At 64.8% G+C, this 20,873-nt stretch carries 18 protein-coding genes; 15 read left to right on the top strand and 3 right to left on the bottom strand.

The features are described 5' to 3' along the window. Positions 1–55 precede the first annotated feature (55 nt). Positions 56–1,975, bottom strand: a complete 1,920-nt coding sequence (locus tag ACRECX_RS06830) for a potassium transporter Kup (protein ID WP_431558075.1) — start codon at positions 1,973–1,975, stop codon at positions 56–58. Positions 1,976–2,372: 397 nt separating this feature from the next. On the opposite strand from ACRECX_RS06830, the gene ACRECX_RS06825 reads away from it, so the two are divergent. The 8 genes from ACRECX_RS06825 (at position 2,373) to ACRECX_RS06790 (ending at position 8,618) form a co-directional block, all read left to right on the top strand. Further along, complete coding sequence (locus tag ACRECX_RS06825; protein ID WP_431558074.1) at positions 2,373–4,139, top strand: acetolactate synthase 3 large subunit; 1,767 nt, start codon at positions 2,373–2,375, stop codon at positions 4,137–4,139. A gap of 2 nt (positions 4,140–4,141) precedes the next feature. Then, positions 4,142–4,699: a YqhA family protein gene (locus tag ACRECX_RS06820; RefSeq protein WP_431558073.1), complete on the top strand. Its 558-nt coding sequence runs from the start codon at positions 4,142–4,144 to the stop codon at positions 4,697–4,699. Beyond that, a complete protein-coding gene (ilvN, locus tag ACRECX_RS06815; RefSeq protein WP_431558072.1) occupies positions 4,699–5,241 on the top strand; it encodes an acetolactate synthase small subunit in 543 nt (180 codons plus the stop codon). The genes ACRECX_RS06820 and ilvN overlap by 1 nt, the downstream gene beginning before the upstream one ends. Before the next feature lie 60 nt (positions 5,242–5,301). Then, on the top strand, positions 5,302–5,628 hold the full coding sequence (locus ACRECX_RS06810) for an AbrB/MazE/SpoVT family DNA-binding domain-containing protein (protein WP_431558071.1): 327 nt from the start codon (positions 5,302–5,304) through the stop codon (positions 5,626–5,628). Next, the gene (locus ACRECX_RS06805; RefSeq protein ID WP_431558070.1) at positions 5,594–5,938 is read left to right on the top strand and encodes a type II toxin-antitoxin system PemK/MazF family toxin; all 345 of its coding nucleotides are present in this window, start codon (positions 5,594–5,596) and stop codon (positions 5,936–5,938) included. The genes ACRECX_RS06810 and ACRECX_RS06805 overlap by 35 nt, the downstream gene beginning before the upstream one ends. Positions 5,939–6,017: 79 nt before the next feature. Then, on the top strand, positions 6,018–7,037 hold the full coding sequence (ilvC, locus tag ACRECX_RS06800; RefSeq protein ID WP_431558069.1) for a ketol-acid reductoisomerase: 1,020 nt from the start codon (positions 6,018–6,020) through the stop codon (positions 7,035–7,037). Positions 7,038–7,056: 19 nt separating this feature from the next. Then, positions 7,057–7,818 carry a cysteine rich repeat-containing protein gene (locus tag ACRECX_RS06795; protein WP_431558068.1) on the top strand — a complete coding sequence of 254 codons (762 nt, stop codon included), beginning with the start codon at positions 7,057–7,059 and terminating at the stop codon, positions 7,816–7,818. A gap of 185 nt (positions 7,819–8,003) precedes the next feature. After that, complete coding sequence (locus tag ACRECX_RS06790) at positions 8,004–8,618, top strand: DUF2165 family protein (RefSeq protein ID WP_431558067.1); 615 nt, start codon at positions 8,004–8,006, stop codon at positions 8,616–8,618. Positions 8,619–8,679: 61 nt separating this feature from the next. Here the strand turns inward: ACRECX_RS06790 and ACRECX_RS06785 are convergent, their stop codons facing one another. Next, positions 8,680–9,327 carry a DUF1236 domain-containing protein gene (locus ACRECX_RS06785; RefSeq protein WP_431558066.1) on the bottom strand — a complete coding sequence of 216 codons (648 nt, stop codon included), beginning with the start codon at positions 9,325–9,327 and terminating at the stop codon, positions 8,680–8,682. Between the two features lie 555 nt (positions 9,328–9,882). Between ACRECX_RS06785 and ACRECX_RS06780 the strand changes: the two genes are divergently transcribed. After that, on the top strand, positions 9,883–10,353 hold the full coding sequence (locus tag ACRECX_RS06780; protein WP_431558065.1) for an aminoacyl-tRNA deacylase: 471 nt from the start codon (positions 9,883–9,885) through the stop codon (positions 10,351–10,353). Positions 10,354–10,363: 10 nt separating this feature from the next. Here the strand turns inward: ACRECX_RS06780 and ACRECX_RS06775 are convergent, their stop codons facing one another. After that, positions 10,364–12,148: an SLC13 family permease gene (locus ACRECX_RS06775; protein WP_431558064.1), complete on the bottom strand. Its 1,785-nt coding sequence runs from the start codon at positions 12,146–12,148 to the stop codon at positions 10,364–10,366. A 1,135-nt stretch (positions 12,149–13,283) separates the two neighbouring features. Here ACRECX_RS06775 and ACRECX_RS06770 point away from each other — a divergent pair. From ACRECX_RS06770 to rodA, 6 genes are all read left to right on the top strand, one after another. After that, a complete protein-coding gene (locus tag ACRECX_RS06770) occupies positions 13,284–14,870 on the top strand; it encodes a 2-isopropylmalate synthase (RefSeq protein WP_431558063.1) in 1,587 nt (528 codons plus the stop codon). 290 nt (positions 14,871–15,160) lie between these two features. Continuing rightward, positions 15,161–16,198 (top strand): rod shape-determining protein, encoded by a 1,038-nt coding sequence (locus ACRECX_RS06765; protein ID WP_431558062.1) that lies wholly within the window; start codon positions 15,161–15,163, stop codon positions 16,196–16,198. A 91-nt stretch (positions 16,199–16,289) separates the two neighbouring features. Continuing rightward, complete coding sequence (gene mreC, locus ACRECX_RS06760; protein WP_431558061.1) at positions 16,290–17,300, top strand: rod shape-determining protein MreC; 1,011 nt, start codon at positions 16,290–16,292, stop codon at positions 17,298–17,300. Further along, a complete protein-coding gene (locus ACRECX_RS06755) occupies positions 17,297–17,806 on the top strand; it encodes a hypothetical protein (protein WP_431558060.1) in 510 nt (169 codons plus the stop codon). Before mreC ends, ACRECX_RS06755 begins: the two co-directional genes overlap by 4 nt. Continuing rightward, entirely contained in the window at positions 17,803–19,695 is a 1,893-nt protein-coding gene (mrdA, locus tag ACRECX_RS06750) for a penicillin-binding protein 2 (protein WP_431558059.1), read from the top strand. Before ACRECX_RS06755 ends, mrdA begins: the two co-directional genes overlap by 4 nt. Further along, entirely contained in the window at positions 19,692–20,846 is a 1,155-nt protein-coding gene (rodA, locus tag ACRECX_RS06745) for a rod shape-determining protein RodA (RefSeq protein ID WP_431558058.1), read from the top strand. Before mrdA ends, rodA begins: the two co-directional genes overlap by 4 nt. The last annotated feature ends 27 nt before the right edge of the window (positions 20,847–20,873 follow it).

Genomic DNA, 20,873 nt, shown 5'->3' with positions numbered 1-20,873 from the left:
ACCCCCACCCGGCTCGCTCGCGAGCCGACCTCCCCCTTCCAGGGAGAGGGAGTCGTCACACCGTGACTTGGGTGCCGATCTCCACCACCCGGTCGGTGGGCAGCTGGAAATAGCTCGACGCATCGTCGGCGTTGTGGGCGAGGAAGATGTAGAGCCGGTCTTGCCACGGCGGCATGCCCGAACGCGGATCCGGCCGCACCGAGCGCCGCGACAGGAAGAACGACGTCGCCATGATGTCGAACTGCCAGCCCTGCTTGCGGGCGATGGCGAGGGCCTTCGGCACGTTGGGCCGCTCCATGAAGCCGAAATGCAAGGCCACGCGCATGACCTTGTCGCTGATCGAGTCCATCTGCACGCGGTTCTCGATTTTCACTCGGGGAATGTCCTCGTTGATGATGGTCAGGATCACGTTCTGCTCATGCAGCACCTTGTTGTGCTTCAGATTGTGCAGGAGCGCGGTCGGTGCGAAGTCCGGATCGGCGGTGAGGAATACGGCCGTGCCGGGCACGATGTGCGGCGGCTTCTCCTCGAGGTTCTTGACCAGCGGCTCGAACGGCACCTCGACCCGCCGCGTCTTCTGCGCGAGCAGCCGCGTGCCACGGCGCCAGGTGACCATGATGAGGATGAGCATCGCGCCGACCAGCACGGGAAGCCACGCGCCTTCCAGGAGCTTCAGTGTCGTCGCCATGACGAAGGCGGTATCGACCAGGACCAGCGGCCCCATCAGTGCGAGCACCCAGACGAATTTCCATCGCCACAGCTTCCAGATGACGATGAAGCCGAGGATCCCCGCGGTCCAAACCGTGGTCGCCACCGCAAGCACATAAGCCGCGGCGAGCTCGCTGGATGAGCGGAACATGAATACCAGCAGGAGCACGCCGACGAGCAGGAGGTAGTTGACGCGCGGCATGTAGATCTGCCCTGCCTGGGATTCGGAGGTATGCCGCACCTCCATGCGTGGCAGGAAGCCGAGCTGCATGGCCTGGCGTGTGATCGAGTAGGCGCCGGTGATGACCGCTTGGCTCGCGATGACGGTCGCCATGGTGGCGAGAATGACCATGGGATAAAGGGCCCACTCGGGAAAGAGCAGGTAGAATGGGTTTGAGATGGTTGCGGGCTTTGCCAGCACCAGCGCGCCCTGGCCGAAATAGTTGAGCAGCAGCGCCGGCAGTACGAGGTAGAGCCACGCGGTTTGAATGGGACGCCGCCCGAAATGGCCGAGGTCGTTGTAGAGCGCCTCCGAGCCGGTGACCACGAGGAACACGGCGCCCAGCGTGATGAGGCCGATTAGGCCGTGGGTCAGGAGAAACTCGATGCCGTAGTAGGGGTTGAGCGCATTGAGGATGCGTGGGTTGGCGGCAATCTCCGCCGCACCGGCAAAGGCGAGGATGAGGAACCAGACCGTCGTGATCGGCGCGAAGAACGTCGAAACCCGCGCCGTGCCATGCGACTGCACCGAGAACAGCAGCACGAGAATGATCACGGTCAGCGGCAGCACGTAGGGCTCGAAGGCGTGCGTGGCGACAGTCAGGCCCTCCACCGCCGACAGCACCGACAGGGCCGGCGTGATCAAGGTCGAGCCGTAGAACATCGACGCGCCGAGGATGCCGAGGGCAACCAGCAATGGCGTGCGCTTCCCGACCGCGGTGAAAGCGAGCGCGGTGAGCGCGAGCGTGCCGCCTTCGCCGTTATTGTCGGCGCGCAGGAGGATCAGCACATATTTGAGGGTGACGACGACGATCAGCGACCAGAAGATTAGCGACAGCACACCGTACACGGCCGCCTGCGTGACGATGCCGTGCTCGCCGCCTGCGGCCAGCACTGCCTCGCGCAAGGCGTAGAGGGGGCTCGTGCCGATGTCGCCGTAAACGACGCCGATCGAGCCGAAGGTGAGGGCCCAGAACGCGCGCCTCGACAGAGCCGGGGCGCCGTTGCCGTTGGCGGCGTAATTGTCTGTGCTGGCAGCCGGCTGCATTCAGATCGAGGAATGAACTGCGTTGGAAGTTGTGTGCGCGTAGCGCGATGAATTGGCGCCGCGTGTCCCTGCGCCGTAGGGACATAGGCGGATCGCCGGCGCTTGTCCAGGATGCGGTCAGCGCATGGCGGCTGGCGATCAGAACCGTTAGAAGATCGAGTAATAAATGCATAGTGTATGAGGTTGTTTAAGCAATTTTCGGAAAGCAATGGCCTTAAAACCTTCCCATTCATTCGCAATTGCCGTTGACCCTGTGACATCGACGCCTTAGGGTGCGCGCCTTAATCCGGCGTTTCCCGCCATTCTTTAAGGTTATCCACCGGGCGGTGGCCGTCAGCGCCGCGAGCGCTCCGGTGTTGCCAGCGAGTAGAGTGTTGCCAGCGAGTAGAGTAGAGACATGTCACGCCAGATGACAGGCGCCCAAATTGTACTGGAGGCTCTCGCCGACCAAGGCGTCGAGCATATCTTCGGCTATCCCGGCGGCGCCGTGCTGCCGATCTATGACGAGCTGTTCCAGCAGGACCGGCTGAAGCATATCCTCGTCCGCCACGAGCAAGGTGCGGTCCACGCCGCCGAAGGCTATGCCCGCTCCACCGGCAAGGTCGGCTGTGTCCTCGTCACCTCGGGTCCCGGCGCCACCAATGCCGTCACAGGCCTCACCGACGCGCTGATGGACTCGATCCCCATCGTGTGCATCACCGGCCAGGTGCCGACCCATCTCATCGGCAATGACGCGTTCCAGGAATGCGACACGGTCGGCATCACGCGGCCCTGCACCAAGCACAATTACCTCGTCAAGGACGTCAACCAGCTGAGCACCGTCTTGCACGAGGCGTTCTACGTCGCGCGCTCGGGGCGCCCCGGGCCGGTGGTGGTCGACATCCCCAAGGACATCCAGTTCGCCAAGGGCAACTATGCCGGGCTGTCGAACTCCCAGCATAAGAGCTACCGCCCCGCGAAGGAGGGCGACGAGCGCGCCGTTGCGCAAGCCGTCGAGCTGATGGCGAACGCCAAGCGCCCGATCTTCTATTCCGGCGGCGGCGTGATCAACTCCGGCCCGCTCGCCACTGAGCGTTTGCGCGAGTTGGTGCGCATGACCGGCTATCCCATCACCTCGACCTTGATGGGGCTTGGCGCCTATCCGGCCTCCGACAAGCAGTGGCTCGGCATGCTCGGCATGCACGGCACCTTCGAGGCCAACAACGCCATGCACGATTGCGACGTGATGATCTGCATCGGCGCGCGCTTCGACGACCGCATCACCGGCCGGGTCGACGCCTTTTCACCGGGTTCCAAGAAGATTCACGTCGATATCGACCGCTCGTCGATCAACAAGAACGTCCGCGTCGACATCCCCATCGTCGGCGATTGCGCCCACGTGCTCCAGCAGATGATCGATGTCTGGCAGGCCAAGAAGCCGAAGGTGGACAAGGCGGCGCTGAAGACCTGGTGGGGCCAGATCGACAAATGGCGCGCGCGCAAATGCCTGCACTACAGGAAGCGCGACGACGTGATCATGCCGCAATATGCCATCGAGCGGCTCTACGCGCTGACCCGTGGCCACGACGTCTACATCACCACCGAAGTCGGCCAGCACCAAATGTGGGCGGCCCAGTTCTTCCAATTCGAGGAGCCGAACCGCTGGATGACCTCGGGTGGGCTCGGCACCATGGGCTATGGCCTGCCGTCGGCCGTTGGCGTCCAGGTGGCGCACCCCGACAGCCTGGTCATCGATATCGCCGGCGAGGCTTCTGTGCTGATGACCATGCAGGAGATGTCGACGGCGGCACAGTACGATCTGCCCATCAAGATCTTCATCATAAACAACGAGTACATGGGCATGGTCCGCCAGTGGCAGGAGCTACTGCATGGCGGCCGCTATTCTCATTCCTACACCGAGGCGCTGCCCGACTTCGTCAAGCTCGCCGAGGCCTACCAGGCTGTCGGCATCCGGGCCGAGAAGCCGTCCGAGCTTGATGACGCGATCCGCGAGATGATCGCCACGCCGCGGCCCGTCATTTTCGATTGCCGCGTCGACAAGCATGCCAACTGCTTCCCCATGATCCCGAGCGGGGAGGCCCACAACAACATGCTGATGGGCGAGGACGTCACCGAGGAAGACCTCGAGAACGCCATCACCGAAGAAGGCAAGGTGATGGTCTAGCCATGCGCGGTCTGCTGTCTTTCCTGCTTGGTCTGCGGGCCATCATGCTCATCGGCTCGGCCGGCGCCATGGTCGGCGCACTGCTGATGTTCCTTCAGGGCGGCCTTTATCTCTATGAGGCCTGGCACACCATCATGGCGCCTGGCGGCGAGGCGCATGAGCGCGCGGTGACCGTCCCCGTGCTTGAGGCGGTCGATGCCTTCCTGTTCGGCATCGTGCTGGTGATCTTCGCCTACGGCATTGCCATCGGCTTCGTCTTCACCTTGCCTGAGGACTACGGCAGGCGCCTGCCCAATTGGATGAAGATCGAGGGCGTGAGCCAGCTCAAGGGCATCCTGTCCGAGGTCGTCATCGTCGTCCTCATCGTCATCTTCGCCCGCGTCGTGGTCGAGGCGAACGGCAATTTCGAGTGGTCGATGCTGGTTCTGCCCATGTCGATCCTGATGATTGCCGTCGGCTTGCGCATGATCGAGCTGGCCGGCGGCAAGGGCCATGCTGCGAACGAGGCCAATCCCAAGCCGGGTCGTGGCAAGGCGCGCGCCACCGAGGAGGCACACTGATGGCCCAGCCCGGCTCCGCCTATCCGATGGAGAAGACCGAGCAGAAGCCCGAGACCCACACCATGAGCGTGCTGGTCGACAACGAGCCCGGCGTGCTCGCCCGGGTCATCGGCCTGTTCTCCGGCCGGGGCTACAACATCGAGTCGCTCACCGTGTCGGAGACCGAGCACGAGGCCCATCTGTCGCGCATCACCATCGTCACCACCGGCACGCCTATGGTCATCGAGCAGATCCAGCATCAGCTCGAACGGCTGGTGCCCATCCACTCAGTGACCGACCTCACCGTCTCGGGCAACCCCATCGAGCGCGAGCTCGCGTTGCTCAAGGTCGCCGGCAAGGGAGAGAAGCGGGTCGAGGCGCTGAGTCTGGCCGAGGCATTTCACGCCGAGATCATCGACTCTTCCACCGAGCATTTCGTGTTCGAGATCACGGGCGAGCAGTCGCGCATCGAGGAATTCATCGCCCTGATGCAGCCGCTCGGCCTGGTCGAGGTCTGCCGCACCGGCCTCGCCGCCATCGCCCGCGGGTCCGAGCGCATGTAGAGGCTGCCTTGCCGGAGGAGAGCGTCGGATATACATTGTGTATCCGAAAGGAAAAGAGCCATGAAGGTCAAGATCGCCAAATGGGGCAACAGCCTCGCCGTCCGCCTCCCGAAGGCGGTAGTGGAGGAGGTGGGCCTAAAACCCGATACCGAAGTCGATGTAACCGTGCAGCAAGGCGAAGTGCGTGTGAAACGACTTCGGCCGCGCTACACGCTGGAGGACATGATCGCCGCGATTAAGCCAGGCACCAAGGCGCCACCGTCCGTCGAATGGGGACCTGACCGCGGTTCTGAAATTCTGCCGGAGGATGAGTATTCGCGTGGCGAGATAACGCCGGAAAACATTCACGAGCATGCTGCCAGACGCCGGCGACATCGCCTGGGTTGAGTTTGATCCAATCCTAGGAACGGAACAGGCAGGACGCCGTCCGGCTCTCGTGCTCTCCAGCCGTGTTTATCACGAGGTTTCGCCGCGGGCCGTGGTCTGTCCGATTACGAAGACCGAACGTGAGTGGCCATTCGAAGTGGCCGTTCCGCCGGGATACAAGACCCGAGGCTTTGTCCTTCTCGACCAGGTTCGAACCATTGATCGTCCGCAACGCATGTTCGGCGTGGTTGAAGCGGTATCGCCGATCTTCCTAACCGAGATACGTGAGCGTCTGGCGGCGTTTCTTGGCATTCCGATCAGCGAGACTTGACCACTTGCAAATCGCCGCTCCGGGCGTCACAAACGCGCCCGAACATAGCGTCAGTGGATTTCAGACTAGGGGAAAGCGCATGCGCGTCTATTACGATCGGGATGCCGATCTCAATCTGATCAAGGGCAAGAAGGTCGCCATCATTGGCTATGGCAGCCAGGGACACGCGCACGCGCTGAACCTGAAGGAGTCCGGCGTCAAGGACGTGGCCGTGGGGCTCCGCTCCGGCTCGAAGTCCGCAGCCAAGGCGGAGAAGGCCGGGCTCAAGGTCATGGACGTGCCCGAAGCCGCCAAATGGGCCGACGTCGTGATGATGCTGACCCCCGACGAACTCCAGGCCGGCATCTGGGAGAAGGACCTCAAGCCCAACATGAAGCAGGGCGCGGCGCTGTTCTTCGCCCACGGCCTCAACATCCATTTCAACCTCATCGAGCCGCGCCCCGACATGGATGTGTGCATGGTGGCGCCGAAAGGCCCCGGCCATACCGTGCGCGCCGAGTACTCACGCGGCGCCGGCGTGCCCTGCCTCATGGCCATCGCCCAGGACGCCACCGGCAATGCCCACGACCTTACGCTGTCCTACGCCGCGGCGATCGGCGGCGGCCGCGCCGGCATCATCGAGACCACGTTCCGCGAGGAATGCGAGACCGACCTGTTCGGCGAGCAGTCGGTTTTGTGCGGCGGCCTGGTCGAGCTGATGCGCAACGGCTACGAGACCCTCATCGAGGCGGGCTATGCGCCGGAGATGGCCTATTTCGAGTGCGTCCACGAGGTGAAGCTGATCGTCGACCTCATCTACGAGGGCGGCATCGCCAACATGAACTACTCGGTGTCCAACACCGCTGAGTACGGCGAGTATGTCTCGGGCCCGCGCGTGGTCGGCCCCGCGAGCAAGGCCGCCATGAAGGAGATCCTCGCCGACATCCAGTCCGGCAAGTTCGTCAAGGACTGGATGCTGGAGAACCGCATCAACCAGCCGAGCTTCAAGGCGATGCGGGCGAAATGCGATTCTCACGACATGGAGGTTGTGGGCAAACGCCTGCGCGACATGATGCCGTGGATCGCCGAGCGCAAGATGGTCGACAAGAGCAAGAACTAGCGCTGACGGGAGATTTCGCATGAAGGTTTTGGCTTTCGCCCCTGCCGCGGCCGGGATTGTGCTGGCGCTGGCGGCTCTTCTCGGCAGCGCCAATCGCCCCGCCGCGGAACCGAGCGAGGCGCAGATCGCCGCGGTGAAGTCGAACTGCCGCTCCGACTTCATGTCCAATTGCATGGGCGTCCCCCGTGGCGGCAAGGAGGCGATGCAATGCCTCAAGCAGAACCTCGCCAAGCTCTCGCCCGGCTGCCAGACCGCGGTGAACGCCATTTTCCCGCCCGCGCCGCCAGCCGCTGCAGAGGCCAAGCCGGACAGCGCGCCGCCGCCGTCAGCGCCGGCGCCAGAGGCCGCCGCTTCCGCCTTGCCGGACGCCGCGCCACCGGCTGAAAGTGCCGAGCCCGCGCCGTCAACCGCCACGGCGGAGAGCGCGCCTGAGCCAGCACCCGCGCCGAAGGCCGCACCCGAAACCGCGGCCAAGCCATCGGCGCCTGCTGAGGCGACGGCGGCGCCGCAAGAAGCGCCGCAGGCGTCAGGCGCGCCCGCCCAAACAAAGAGTGCCGCCGCGCCGGCAGCCGAGCCTGCCGCTCCGGATGAGACAATCGCCATCATTGGCTTCATCCCGCCGCGCAAGAAACTGATGGTCCTGAAGAACTGCCGCCAAGATCTCGACACCCATTGCCCTGACGTGAGCTACGGCGAAGGCCGCCAGCTCCAATGTCTCTTCAGCAACAAGGCCGCGCTCTCGGCCGACTGCCAGGGCGCGCTGGCCAAGCTCACGAACTAGTGCCCGGGCTGACGCCTCCCCAACACCACTAAAGCCGTCATGGCCGGGCTTGTCCCGGCCATCCACGATTTTGCCCAGCGGCACGGCTGCTAAGTCGTGGATGTCCGGCACTTCGGCCGGGCATGACGGGTTTCTTTTGAGGTAGAGTCACGGCCGATTTAACTGCCGGGGCAGGGGGCTTCTCAATGCTGATCACCCGCTACGCCAAGATCGTGATGGTCGCGTGCCTTGCGGCCTTCTGCCTGCTCGTCGCCTTCGACAACATCACCGACTACGGCACGAACTACCTGTTCGTGCAGCATGTGATGAGCATGGATACGACCTTCCCGGGCAACGCCCTGATGTACCGGGCGATCACCAATCCCATGCTGTGGAACCTCTTCTACTGGCTGATCATCGCCGGCGAGGCCGCGGCCGGAATCCTGTTCCTTGCCGGCGCCATCCGCCTGTTCCAGATGCGCCACGCTCCGGGTGCGGTGTTCAACGCGGCCAAGGGCCTCGTCGTCGCCGCGGCCTTGCTCGCCTTTCTCTTGTGGTTCTTGGGCTTCATGGTCGTGGCCGGCGAATGGTTCGCCATGTGGCAGTCGGCCACGTGGAACGGGCAGGAGCCCGCCTTCCGCTTCTATGTCACGGTGCTCGCGGTCCTCATCTTCGTGAGCCTGCCCGACGGCGATCTCGCCGCGGCCGAACCGTCACCGGCTTCCGCGGCCGCCAAGCCCAAGCCTGCGCGTGCCCCGCGCCGCCGTCGCACCGACAAGGGGCGCCGGCGCACCGATTCCGAGAGGGGTGAGCGATCTTGAGCAGGCGCAAGTGGAGACGACCGCATCTTGCGGCCGTCTCCGTCGATCGCCTCAGATGTCGCTATGCGACGTCTGGAATGATGTCCACGACTTGGCGCGTGCAGGAATCGACCAGCACGACATCGTCGCCCCACACGAAATAGTCGATCGGACAAGGCCCGCTCACGACGATGATGTCGGGAGGAAGATCGTAAAGCACGATCGCCGACGGAATGCCGATGCCGATCGAAATGCGGATATCGTCCTCGTCGACCGACTTCACGTGCGGCTTGTTCTCGGCGAAATAGCCGCGCACTTTATCGGTCTGCTCCGGCTCGAGCTTTGCGCTCTTGCCGGCCTTGTCATCGGCGCTGCTAGGCTTGTCTTCGGCGGTCGCACCGGCTTTGTCGCTCGGACGATCGGCCTTGTCTTCGGCCGCGCCGGGCTCGGTGTCGCTCTTACCGGCAGCCTTTTCGGGCTTGTCGCTGTCCTTCACGCCTTTGTCGGCTGCCTTGCCCGGCTTGTCACCGCCTTTGGCCGCTTCCTTCGACTTGCCTGTTTTTGCTGCGTCGGCGTCGCTTGCCGCGTCATCTGCCGCGGACTTCGCCTTTCCGGCCTTGCCTTCGTCCGCGGCTCCGGCCAGAGGCGCGCCTTCCGGGGCACCGGCGCTCTTGCCGGACGGTTGCGATGCAGCTTCGCCCGCCGGTCCGGCGCTGTCCGGCGCCTTCATCGCTCCACCCCCGGCGGGACCGGTCGGAGCGGGGGCGCCAGCAGGACCGCCTGCGCCACCGCTGGCGCTCGGACCTCCGGCTGCGGCTCCCGCCGGAGGACCGCCGCCTTCGGCCGCGACTGCCTGCGCCGCTGGGAGCGCCAGCGCGAGGGCCATCGCCGCCGCGCTTAGCATCATTGTCGTTCTGGATGTCATCGCGTTTCACTCCTTGGGTTGAACAAGCCGCTCGGAGCCTTGTCCCCCCCTGTGGGACGCTAGGCCCCGGCAGCTCTCTTGTTCACACAACCGGCGCGAAGCCGCGCCTGTTCCACTTGAGGCGGCGAATGCGACCACTACTATCCTCGGCGCGGCCGCTCCCGCGATGTGGCGGGTGCCATTCTGGATTATTTGGCCCGGCTAAGAGCCTGACGCCGCGAGGCCCCATAGGCCGGCATTGTGGCCGAGGCCCCAGCAGGGTATCATTGGCCTTTCGACACAGCCGCGCTGCAAGTGAGGCGGCGGCTGGGGGGAGCCATCCCGCTTCGCGAGTCGTGCGCTCGCAGAGGAGGGTCGAACATGGCCATAGCCCCCACATTGGCGAAATATCTCGCCGCCAAGAACGTCGCCTATGACGTGCTTCCCCACGAGCCAACCCAATCGTCGATGCGAACGGCGCAGGCCTGCCACATTCCCGGCGAGCGCCTCGCCAAGGCGGTTCTTATCCGTGACGAGCAGGGATACGCGCTCGTGGTGCTGCCCGCGTCCCACTACATCCGCCTCTCGGCGCTGAAACGGCAGCTCGGCGACGATATCGAGCTGGCAAGCGAACGCGAGATCGTCGACCTGTTCGAAGATTGCGCGAGAGGCGCCATCCCCGCGATCGGCGAGTGCTATGGGCTCGACATGGTCGTTGACGACGACATCGACTCGCAGCCCGAGGTGTATTTCGAAGGCGGCGACCACGTGACGCTCATTCACATGAGCCACGCCCAGTTCGCGCGGCTCATGGCCCAGGCGCGCCACGGCCGCTTCAGCGGACCCCACTAAACGCGCGGGCTCATTTCGAGAACGGCATTAGCACGGAGATCGCGATGCAGGTCGCGATACCGACGATGAGGTTCATCGGCACGCCGATCTTGATGAAGTCGGCGAAGCGGTAGTTGCCCGAGGCGTAGACCATGGTGTTGGTCTGGTAGCCGATAGGCGTGGCGAAACTCGCGCTCGCCCCCATCATGATGGCGATGAGCAGCGGACGTGAGTCCAATCCCAATTCTTGGGCCAGCCCGATGGCGATGGGCGTCAGCACCACCGCAACGGCGTTGTTGGTGATGAGTTCGGTCAGCATCACCGCCAGGAAGTAGACGGCGAGGATCAGGACGAAGCCGGAGCCCATGCCGAGCATGGGCTCCATCCAATTGACGATGTCGCGCACCGCGCCGGTTTTCTCCAGTCCCACGCCGATCGCCAGCATGGCGAAAATGAGCACGAGGATGCTGCCGTTGATCGATTCCCAGGCCTCCTCGGCGTCGATGCACCTGAGCAGCAGGATCGCCGCGACGGCGAGCACCGCTAGGCCTTCGATCGGCATGACGTTGAGCGCCGCGAGGACCACGACCCCGGTGAGTGCGACGATGGCGATCGGCGCCTTGCGCCGCCGGTAGCTGCGCGAGCGGGGGTGCGTGATGTTGATGAAATCGGCCTCTTCCGCCGCCGCGGCGAGGCCCTCTGGCGTGCCCTCCAGCAGCAACCGGTCGGCCGCCCGCAGTTGCATCGATTCCAAATCCAGCCCCGGCAGATAGCGGTGCCGGCTGATGCCGAGCAGCCGCACGCCGAACCGGCCGAGGCGCATCTCGCGGACCGACCGGTAGGCGGCACCGCGCCCCGGCGCAAGCACCGCCTCTACCAGGATGTGCTCCTTGCCGCCTTCGCCGCCGCCGGCGCCGAGAATGTCGAAGCCACGCTCGCCGTGCAGGGTAAGAACCTCCGGCATCGTCGCCTTGATGATGATCCGGTCTCCCGCCTCGAGCACCTGCTCGCCGAGCACGCCCCGGCTGGTCGAGCCGTTGCGATAAAGGGCCACGAGCTTGATACCCGCGTGGTTAAGTTCCTTTATCGCGCCGAGTTTCTTGCCGGCGAAGCGCGACTCGTCGGATACGGTCAGTTCGGTGAGGAAGAACACCTTGCCTTCCTCGTCAATCAGGTCGGCCGCGCTCATGCGTGCCGGCAGCAACACGCGCGCCAGCAGCAGCATGGTGACGGTGCCGACCGCCGCCGCCACGAGGCCGACCGGTGTGATCTCGAAGATTGAGAACGCCGGCAGTCCGTGCTCCCGCGCCACACCGTCCACCAGAAGGTTGGTCGATGTGCCGATCAAGGTGCAGGTGCCGCCGAGGATCGCCGCGTAGGAGAGGGGAATGAGCAGTTGCGTCGGCGCCATGCCCACCGTCTTTGCCAGCCGCACCGCGATCGGAATGAGCACGGCCACCACCGGCGTATTGTTCATGAAGGCCGACGCCGCGATGGTCCCGACGATGAACAGCACCACGATCGTCGCGGGGCGCTCCTCCGCGCGCGAGGTGATCCAAGATGCCGCCGCCTCCAGCGTTCCGGTTCTTACCAGGGCGCCCGACAGGATGAACATCGCCGCGATGGTGATCGGCGCGCTATTCGAGAACACGCCCATCACGTCTTTGGTGTCGATCAGGCCGAGCACCAGGAACGCTGCGGCGCCTGCGGTGGCCACCACGGCGGGCGGGAACCGCTCCAGCAGAAACGCGACAAAGGTTATGGCCAGTATCGCGATAGCGATAGCGGCCTGGTGCTGCGCGATGAATTCTACCAAGGGGTGAAAAGCCGCCCTGTTGCCGTCCCGGAGGCGGATTGTGGACCAAGGGGCCCTCCGCCGTCCACGACAACGCTCGATGCGGCCCTCCGGTTCGGGCCCGCGTCTGCGCAATTATGAAAATATTCCTAGCCTTCGGCCAGCATCCCCGCTACACTGCGCCCACCTCGTCCGTTGAGGGGCGCCATCGCGAGGCGTCGCGTTAGCGGGACGGGGTGCGGCGCCCGCGGGTCTCGTTCGCTGCGAGGCACTCGGGCCGCATCGGGGCTCCCCCCGGGGCCACTACGGGCCCCTGTCAGGAGCTGACTGACCGCCCGGAGCCTATCGCCGGTCAACGGAAAGCGGGGCCCGATGCCGAGTAAGACGCCGCGAGTGGCGCGCCGGAAGGCGCCCGCGCGATCTCGCCGAGATCGCGACACCATTACGGACTGCGCCTCTCGGCGCGCCACCCCCCTCTGGAAAGAGGGGAGAAAAGGAGCAAAGCCCGGATGCGGATGCGGACGCGTCGCGGGGAGGAGGACGTTTGCCCATAGGGAGCGGAAAGGAGTGACCATGCGATGACCAACTTCGAAGACGAGGAGCGGCTTCCGCCACACGAACGATTCCGCCTCTATGCCCGGCGGCTCCAGGTTTGGCGGCTATGCTATGGCGCGGCGTGCCGGCGCGCCCGCTCTTGCCGTGGCGACCCGCGGCGCTGTGACTTGCGAATTGCCGATTGGGTCGACGAGGTGAGAATGGCCGCTTCGCGGGAACTCAATGCTCGTGATCCCGAAAGGCGGGCCCAGATCGACGACTTGAAAGAGAGAATTGCCCGGCTCCGCGACTCGATGACCGAGGGCGCATGACCTTTAGGCTTGCCCTTGCTCTTGGTCGGCGTTCCCCCTATTTTCCGGGCATCGATAGGTGAAAAGATGCAGCGCCTGACGACGCAGATTTGGCTGAAATCCGGCGAGCGATCGCCCGGGGCCTCTGCGCGCGCGCTGACCCTCAAGCTCCTCCTTAGTCGCCCCTGAGCTCCGGCGGTCTTGGCCTTTGCCGAGGCGGGCGTTCAGGGGATCGAAAAGCCCAAAGACAACGGAACATTAGCGGCTGCCGATCATGTTAGATTGGCGCCCAGGAGCCAAGGACGAGACCCATGACTTCCGACGAGACAAAGACCAAGCAAGAGGCGGCGCGCTCCGACAAGGACCGCGTGGTCATCTTCGACACCACCTTGCGCGACGGCGAGCAATGCCCCGGCGCCACCATGACGTTCGACGAGAAGCTCGAGGTCGCCGAGCTCCTTGACGAGATGGGCGTCGATATCATCGAGGCGGGCTTTCCCATCGCCAGCCAAGGCGATTTCGACAGCGTTCAGGAGATCGCCCGCCGGTCCGAGAAGGCGGTCATCTGCGGCCTTGCCCGCGCGCAAATCAAGGACATCGACGTCTGCGCCGAGGCCATCAAGCCGGCCAAGCGCGGCCGCATCCACACCTTCATCGGCACCTCGCCGCTCCACCGCCAGTACCAGATGGGCATCGACCAGGCTGAGGTTCTTGAGCGGATCACAGCCTCGGTGACTCGCGCGCGGAGCTACACGGGCGACGTCGAGTGGTCGGCCATGGACGCGACCCGCACCGAGGCCGACTTCCTGTGCCGCTGCGTCGAGACGGCCATCAAGGCGGGCGCCACCACGGTCAATATCCCCGATACCGTGGGCTACGCCACGCCCGACGAGTTCAGCGCGCTGATCCGCATGATCCTGGAGCGGGTGCCGGGAGCCGACACGATCGTCTTCTCCACCCACTGCCACAATGATCTCGGCTTGGCCGTCGCCAACTCCCTGTCGGGCGTGCTGGCCGGCGCCCGTCAGGTGGAGTGTGCCGTCAACGGGCTCGGCGAGCGCGCCGGCAACGCCGCGCTGGAAGAGATCGTCATGGCGATCAGGACACGATCCGACGTCATGCCGTTCTGGACCGGCATCGACACCACCCATTTGACCCGGGCCTCCAAGCTCGTGTCCCGGGTGACCGCCTTCCCGGTCCAGTACAACAAGGCCATCGTCGGCCGGAACGCCTTTGCCCATGAAAGCGGCATCCACCAGGACGGCGTGCTGAAATATGCCGGCACGTTCGAGATCATGACGCCGGAGAGCGTCGGTTTGAAGGAGTCCTCGCTCGTCATGGGCAAGCATTCCGGGCGCCACGCCTTCCGCGAGAAGCTGAAGGAGCTCGGCTACGAGCTTGGCGGCAACGCCTTCGAGGACGCCTTCGTGCGCTTCAAGGCGCTGGCCGACGTGAAGAAGCACGTCTACGACGAGGATATCGAGGCTCTGGTCGACCAGGAGATCGCATCCGCCCATGACCGCATCAAGGTCGTGGCCTTGACCGTAATCGCCGGCACCGGCGGCCCGCAAAAGGCGACCATCACCCTCGACGTGGAGGGCAAGCAGGACACTCATGAGGCGACCGGCGACGGCCCGGTGGACGCCACCTTCAAGGCGATCCGGGCTCTGGTGCCCCACGAGGCGCGGCTCGCGCTCTATCAGGTGAGCGCGGTGACCGAGGGCACCGACGCCCAGGCCGAGGTCACGGTCAGGCTCGAGGCGGACGGCAAGATCGCCACCGGCCGGGGCTCCGACACCGACACCCTGGTCGCCTCGGCCAGGGCCTATGTCAGCGCCCTGAACAAGCTTCTCGCCCGCGAGGCGCGGCGGAAGCCGGAGACCATGCTCGCGTCGTGATGCACCCGTCACGGGCGTTTGCCAAAATAGGGTGGCCAATCCAGCGGCCGGACCCGGGATTGCCCCCGCCGGCCGCCCGCTGGCTCCGCGCGCTCTGCCACAATCGCGTCAAGCGAAGAGTTTTTTTCGAAATTGCCCCTCTACGCATTGCTCGCTACGGCGAATTGACGCAACATAGGAGTCGCGCGGCGGAGGCCGAACCCGTTGGATGGCCACAATTTCTGCCGCTCGCACATACCGGTGGCGTTAAGGGCTCCCGCAATTGCGGCGGAGCCGATTGGGGCGGGTGCATGTTCTCGCGGCTCTTGGGCTCTGTCTCGGCGAACATGGCCATCGACCTCGGCACGGCAAACACGGTCGTTTACGTGCCAGGGCGGGGGATAGTCCTCGACGAGCCCTCTGTCGTCGCCATCGAAGTGCGGGGCGACGACCGCAAAGTCATCGCCGCCGGCCACGAAGCGAAGACCATGCTCGGCCGGACCCCGACCAAGATCGAAACGGTTCAGCCGCTGCGCGACGGCGTGATCGCCGACTTCGCCGCCGCCGAGGAGATGATCAAGTATTTCATTCGCCGCGTGAACAAGCGGCGCATCTTCGGCAGCCCGCGCATCATGATCTGCGTGCCGGCGAGCGCGACCTCGGTCGAACGCCGCGCCGTGCACGAAGCAGGTCTCTCGGCGGGGGCACGGCGCGTCTTTCTCATCGAGGAACCGGTGGCGGCGGCGATCGGCGCCGGCCTGCCCATCAAGGAGCCGCGCGGCTCCATGGTTGTCGACATCGGCGGCGGCACCACCGACATCGCCGTGATGTCGATGGGCAGCGTGATTTATTCGCGCTCGATCCGCACCGCGGGCAACTCCATGGACGAGGCGATCGTGAACTACGCGCGCTTCAAGCATCATCTTCTCATCGGCGCCACCAATGCCGAGGCGATCAAGAAGGAAGCTGGCTCTGCCGTCGCCAGAGCGAACGGAACCCACGTGGCCATCACCATCAAAGGACGCGACCTGCAACGCGGGTTCCCCACCGAGATTACTCTCGGGCCCCATGAGATCGCCGATGCATTGACCTTGCCGATCCAGCAGATCGTCGGCGGCATCCGCCAGGCGCTCGCCGACGTGCCGCCCGAGTTGACGGCCGATATTTGCGACGCCGGAATCTATCTCACTGGCGGCGGCGCACTGCTGGAGAAACTCGATGTCAGGCTTCAACAGGAGACGGGAGTGAAGTTCAAGATTGCCGAGGATCCGTTGCGCTGCGTCGTCCGTGGCACCGGCATGGCGCTGGAGAATCTGGACGAGATGGCCGAACTGCTGATCAAGCCCTGAGTGGCGTAAGAAGACGTGGGCTGCGGGACTCGCAGCCTGAGACTTAAGGGGGGTGGAGCGTCATTGGGGCGCTCCGTTGAAGTGAAACGCAATGCGCGAGCGCGGTGCACCGTTCTTTCACAAGCGCCGGCCCTCCTGGCGGGCTCCGGTCGAGCTACTCAGTTTTGGACTTTATTTTCTCTGCGCCGTTCTCCTCGTCCTCAGCCGCATCGGCCATGATGTCATTGCCGACGCCCGCGACGGCATTGTCGATCTCACCGAGCCGTTGCTGGAGGTGGCATCCGTGCCCGCCATCGAGGTGCGCCGCGCCATCGACCGGGCGCATACCTATGCCGGCCTGTTTGCCGAACTGGATCGCCTCAAGAAGGAAAATGACGAGCTCAAGCAGTGGGAGTGGCGCACCAAGCTGCTCGAGCGCAAGGTCGCCCATTTGCGGTCGTTGTTGAACGCGGTCGAGGAGCCCGGGCTCGAATACACCTCGGGCCGCGTGATTGCCGACGCGCGGGGCCCTTTCGTCCGCAGCGCGCTGATCAATCTCGGCAGGCAGGACGGCGTGCGCATCGGCTATGCGGTCATCAACGGCGAGGGCCTCATCGGCCGCACGGTTGATGCCGGCGCCGCGGTCGCCCGCGTGCTTTTGCTCAACGACCTCAACAGCAGAATTCCGGTACTGGTCGGCCCGGCGGCGGTGCGCGGCCTTGCCTTGGGCGACAACAGCGCAGAGTTGCAGCTCGATTTTCTTCCCGACGGCGCGACGGTCTATGCCGGCGACGAGGTCTACACCTCGGGTAGCGATGGCGTGCTGCCGCGGGGCTTGCGCGTCGGTGTGGTGACCGGATCTCCCGGCGCCTTCAGGGTTCGTCCCTATGCCGAGCTCAACTCGCTCGACACGGTCAGCGTCCTGTTCTTCGATGCGCCCGCCTTGACCAGCGCCGATCCGCCGGTCGCCGGCGGCACGGCAGCAGTGTCGCCGCCGCCCACGGAGCCGGCGAAAGCGGCACCGGCGGCGGGCGCGACGCTCCCCTTGGCGACGGCGGTCCAGCACGCCGGTGCGGCCGAGGCAATTCCAACAGGTGAGGGGCAAGCGCAAGCCGAGCGATGACCAAGTTCCTCCCGGCCCTGTCTGTTCTGTTTGCGGTGGTGGCGACCGCGGTGCCGTGGGGGCTGCCGGCCGATGCAACATTCATCCTGCCGCTCGTAGTGGTGATGATGGTGTTCTGCTGGCGCGCCATTCCTGGCGCTGCCCTGCCGCCTGCCGGCGCCACGGCGCTCGGGCTCCTCGCCGATCTCATGAGCGGCGGCCCGATCGGCTATTGGGCGCTCATGAGCTTGGTCGCCTCGACCGTCGGTGGGAGAGCCGGTTCTCTCGGTGAGGGGCGCGGCCTGGGCTTCCACTGGCTGATCTGGATCGTCCTGGTTAGCGTATTGGCCTGCTTCGGCTGGCTGCTGGCTTCGCTCTACTACTTCCGTTGGATCGACTGGTGGCCGATCGCCTTCGGCGCGCTGACGTCCATCGTGCTGTTTCCCGTGGTGCTGCACGGCCTCCTATGGATCCGGTACGGACGCCTCGGCCCCGAGCGGAGCCCGATCTATCGAGGCTGGGCATGAAGCTGTACGGGAAGACGCTGCTGTACGGGACGAAGGCGCCCGACTACGCGCGGAAGCAGCGCCATCGCTTCTCGCGCCGCGCACTCCTCCTCGGCGCGGGTCAAGCCGGGCTGTTTGGGCTGCTCGGCTGGCGGTTGCACCAGCTCCAGATTCTCGACTCGTCCGACTATCGCTTGCTGTCCGACGAGAACCGTATGACGGTGCAACTCGTGGCGCCCGCGCGCGGCGTCATCTACGACCGCTTCGGCACGATCATCGCCGAAGACCTCGAGAACCTTCGCGTCCTCGTCCTGCCCGCATTCTGCAAGAACCTCTCCGGCACGCTCGATGCCCTTGCTACGATCGTGCCGGTCTCGGCGGCCACGCGCGACCGCGTCATGCGCGCGGCGCGGCGCCAAAGCGGCTATTACCCGGTGCTGGTTTCCGAAGGATTGTCCTGGCGCCAGTTCGCGCTGCTCAACGTTCTGGCACCGCAAATCCCCGGCGTGCGAACCGACAGATCCGCCCAGCGCCGGTACAGTCATGCCCGCAGCATGGCCCATATGGTGGGTTATGTCGGCATGGCAGGGAAAGACGAGGTTGACGAGGCGCCGGTGATGCGGCTGCCAGGATTCCGCGCCGGGCGTGCCGGGATTGAAAAGACCTTCGATGCCGACCTGCGAGGGAGCCCGGGCGCCATCAAGTACGAAGTCGATGCTCACGGCCGGGTGGTCCGCGAGCTCGGCTCTAAGCCGAGCACGCGGGGACGGGACGTCGTGCTCACCATCGACCATCATCTGCAAAACGTGGCGCTCGATCGCATCAAGGAGCACCGCATCGCTTCCATCGTCGTCCTCGATGTGGTGACCGGCGGTATTGTCGTGATGGCCTCGACGCCGACCTTCGATGCTAATGATATTGCCTTCAACCCCGACCCCGAACAGTGGCGTGCACTGGCCAGGGCGCAGGATAACCCGTTCGAGAATCGCGCAATTCGTGGAGTCTATCCGCCGGGATCGACGTTCAAGGTTGCGACGGCGCTTGCCGGACTCACCCACGGGGTTATTGATCCTGAGGAGCGCATGCACTGCCCTGGCGGGTATGTGTTCGGACGCCGCACATACCGGTGCTGGAAGCGGCACGGCACGGTGTTCCTGCATGAAGCGATCAAGCAGTCCTGCGATGTCTTTTTCTACGAGACGGCGCGTCGCGTGGGCATCGATCACCTCGCCGTCACATGTCGCGAGCTCGGCCTTGGCCAGATTTACGACTGCGGTCTGACTGACCAGAAGCAAGGCATCGTGCCCGATACCGCCTGGAAACGAAAGACGTTAAACGAGCCTTGGTGGCCCGGTGAGACGATCAGTTGCGCGATTGGACAGGGCTTTGTGGCGACGACGCCGTTCCAGCTCGCGGTGATGACGGCGCGGATCGCGACCGGGCGGGCCGTGCTGCCAAGGTTGGTCATGACCGCAAACGACACGGTCGAACCCTGGCCGAAGCTAAACCTCGATCCCGTACATCTTGATCTTGTCCGCGCCGGCATGATCGGCGTGGTCAATGAGAAGGGAGGGACCGGGGTCCGCTCGGCCTTGCAGATTCCCGACCTGCAGATGGCCGGCAAGACGGGGACATCGCAGGTGATCAGCACGAAGAACGAGCACTTGCTGTCCGCTTGGGAGCGCGAGACCCACGCCTTGTTCATCGCCTATGCGCCGGCGCACGCGCCTCGCTACGCCGCGGCGTGCGTCGTCGAGCACGGCGGCGGCGGCTCGCGTGCGGCGGCTCCGATCGTCCGCGACGTAATGACCGAGATCCTATTGCGCGATCCCGCCGGGCGTCCCGCTTTCATGGCCAACAACGATTTGGCGGCGCCGTCGGCGCTTGCCGCGGCCGGGCCCACGCGATGAAGATGCTGTTCGCCCAAGCGGCGCCTACCAAGCTCAAGCTGAGCAAGAAACTCCTTTTGCTCAACTGGCCATTCCTGCTTCTGATCACGGCGATTGCTCTTGTTGGCGCGGCGGCTCTCTATTCGGTGGCGGGAGGCTCGCTGGATCCATGGGCGAGCCGGCACGTCGTCCGCTTTTGCTTCGGTCTGGCGCTGCTGTTTGCCGTGGCGTTCTCCGATATTCGTTGGTGGTTGAGCGGCGCCTATCCGCTCTATGCCGTCGCGCTGCTCCTGATGGTTCTCGTGCCGTTCATTGGCGTGGAAAGCGGCGGCGCCAGGCGCTGGCTCGGCTACGAGGAACTCAGTTTCCAGCCGTCGGAGATGATGAAGGTCGCGCTGGTGCTGGCTCTTGCTCGCTACTACCAGTGGCTTCCGCCGGAGAAGATCTGGCGACCTGACGCGCTCCTGCCGCCGCTTCTGTTGATCGGGGTGCCCAGCGTTCTCGCCTTGGCGCAGCCCGACCTCGGCACTGCGGCGCTATTCGCCGTTATCGGTTGCGGGCTGCTCTTCCTTGCGGGCGTGAGCTGGTTCTATTTCGCGGCCGGGATCGCCGGTGTCATCATCGCGCTGCCCCACGTGTGGGCAGCCCTGCACGACTATCAGCAGGAGCGCATACTGACGTTCATCGATCCCGAGCGCGATCCTCTCGGCTCGGGCTACCATATCCTCCAATCGAAGATCGCCATCGGCTCCGGCGGTCTTGCCGGCAAGGGCTTCATGCAGGGCACCCAGGCCCAGCTCAACTTCCTGCCCGAGAAGCATACCGACTTCATTTTCACGATGTTCGCGGAGGAGACGGGCTTCATCGGCGCCATCATTTTGCTCGCACTCTATCTTCTCGCGCTGGTGTTCATCACCTATATGGCGCTCAGATGCCGCAGCATGTTCGCGAAGCTTGTCGCGGCCGGCATGGGGCTCTGCCTGTTCGCCTATGTATTCATCAACGTGGCCATGGTGACGGGGTTGGTGCCGGTGGTGGGCATTCCCTTGCCACTCGTTTCTTATGGCGGCACGTCGATGCTGACCATGATCGTAGGGCTGGGGTTCGTGCTCAACGCCCACGTCAACCGGAAGGTCACCTTCCGGCCCGAGGAGGCCCGCGGCCTGTGGTGAGACGGGCCGGATAAGCCAAACTGGACA

Origin of the sequence: Methyloceanibacter sp. (assembly GCF_050726195.1) — a bacterium.
Lineage (GTDB): Bacteria > Pseudomonadota > Alphaproteobacteria > Rhizobiales > Methyloligellaceae > Methyloceanibacter.
Note: the sequence above shows the minus strand (reverse complement) of the source record. Positions and strands in the feature narration are given on the sequence as shown.

Coding starts and splice junctions, on each gene's coding strand:
- ACRECX_RS06830 (WP_431558075.1), bottom strand. CDS start 1,975: ATGCAGCCGGCTGCCAGCACAGACAATTACGCCGCCAACGGCAACGGC.
- ACRECX_RS06825 (WP_431558074.1), top strand. CDS start 2,373: ATGTCACGCCAGATGACAGGCGCCCAAATTGTACTGGAGGCTCTCGCC.
- ACRECX_RS06820 (WP_431558073.1), top strand. CDS start 4,142: ATGCGCGGTCTGCTGTCTTTCCTGCTTGGTCTGCGGGCCATCATGCTC.
- ilvN (WP_431558072.1), top strand. CDS start 4,699: ATGGCCCAGCCCGGCTCCGCCTATCCGATGGAGAAGACCGAGCAGAAG.
- ACRECX_RS06810 (WP_431558071.1), top strand. CDS start 5,302: ATGAAGGTCAAGATCGCCAAATGGGGCAACAGCCTCGCCGTCCGCCTC.
- ACRECX_RS06805 (WP_431558070.1), top strand. CDS start 5,594: ATGCTGCCAGACGCCGGCGACATCGCCTGGGTTGAGTTTGATCCAATC.
- ilvC (WP_431558069.1), top strand. CDS start 6,018: ATGCGCGTCTATTACGATCGGGATGCCGATCTCAATCTGATCAAGGGC.
- ACRECX_RS06795 (WP_431558068.1), top strand. CDS start 7,057: ATGAAGGTTTTGGCTTTCGCCCCTGCCGCGGCCGGGATTGTGCTGGCG.
- ACRECX_RS06790 (WP_431558067.1), top strand. CDS start 8,004: ATGCTGATCACCCGCTACGCCAAGATCGTGATGGTCGCGTGCCTTGCG.
- ACRECX_RS06785 (WP_431558066.1), bottom strand. CDS start 9,327: ATGAAGGCGCCGGACAGCGCCGGACCGGCGGGCGAAGCTGCATCGCAA.
- ACRECX_RS06780 (WP_431558065.1), top strand. CDS start 9,883: ATGGCCATAGCCCCCACATTGGCGAAATATCTCGCCGCCAAGAACGTC.
- ACRECX_RS06770 (WP_431558063.1), top strand. CDS start 13,284: ATGACTTCCGACGAGACAAAGACCAAGCAAGAGGCGGCGCGCTCCGAC.
- ACRECX_RS06765 (WP_431558062.1), top strand. CDS start 15,161: ATGTTCTCGCGGCTCTTGGGCTCTGTCTCGGCGAACATGGCCATCGAC.
- mreC (WP_431558061.1), top strand. CDS start 16,290: ATGCGCGAGCGCGGTGCACCGTTCTTTCACAAGCGCCGGCCCTCCTGG.
- ACRECX_RS06755 (WP_431558060.1), top strand. CDS start 17,297: ATGACCAAGTTCCTCCCGGCCCTGTCTGTTCTGTTTGCGGTGGTGGCG.
- mrdA (WP_431558059.1), top strand. CDS start 17,803: ATGAAGCTGTACGGGAAGACGCTGCTGTACGGGACGAAGGCGCCCGAC.
- rodA (WP_431558058.1), top strand. CDS start 19,692: ATGAAGATGCTGTTCGCCCAAGCGGCGCCTACCAAGCTCAAGCTGAGC.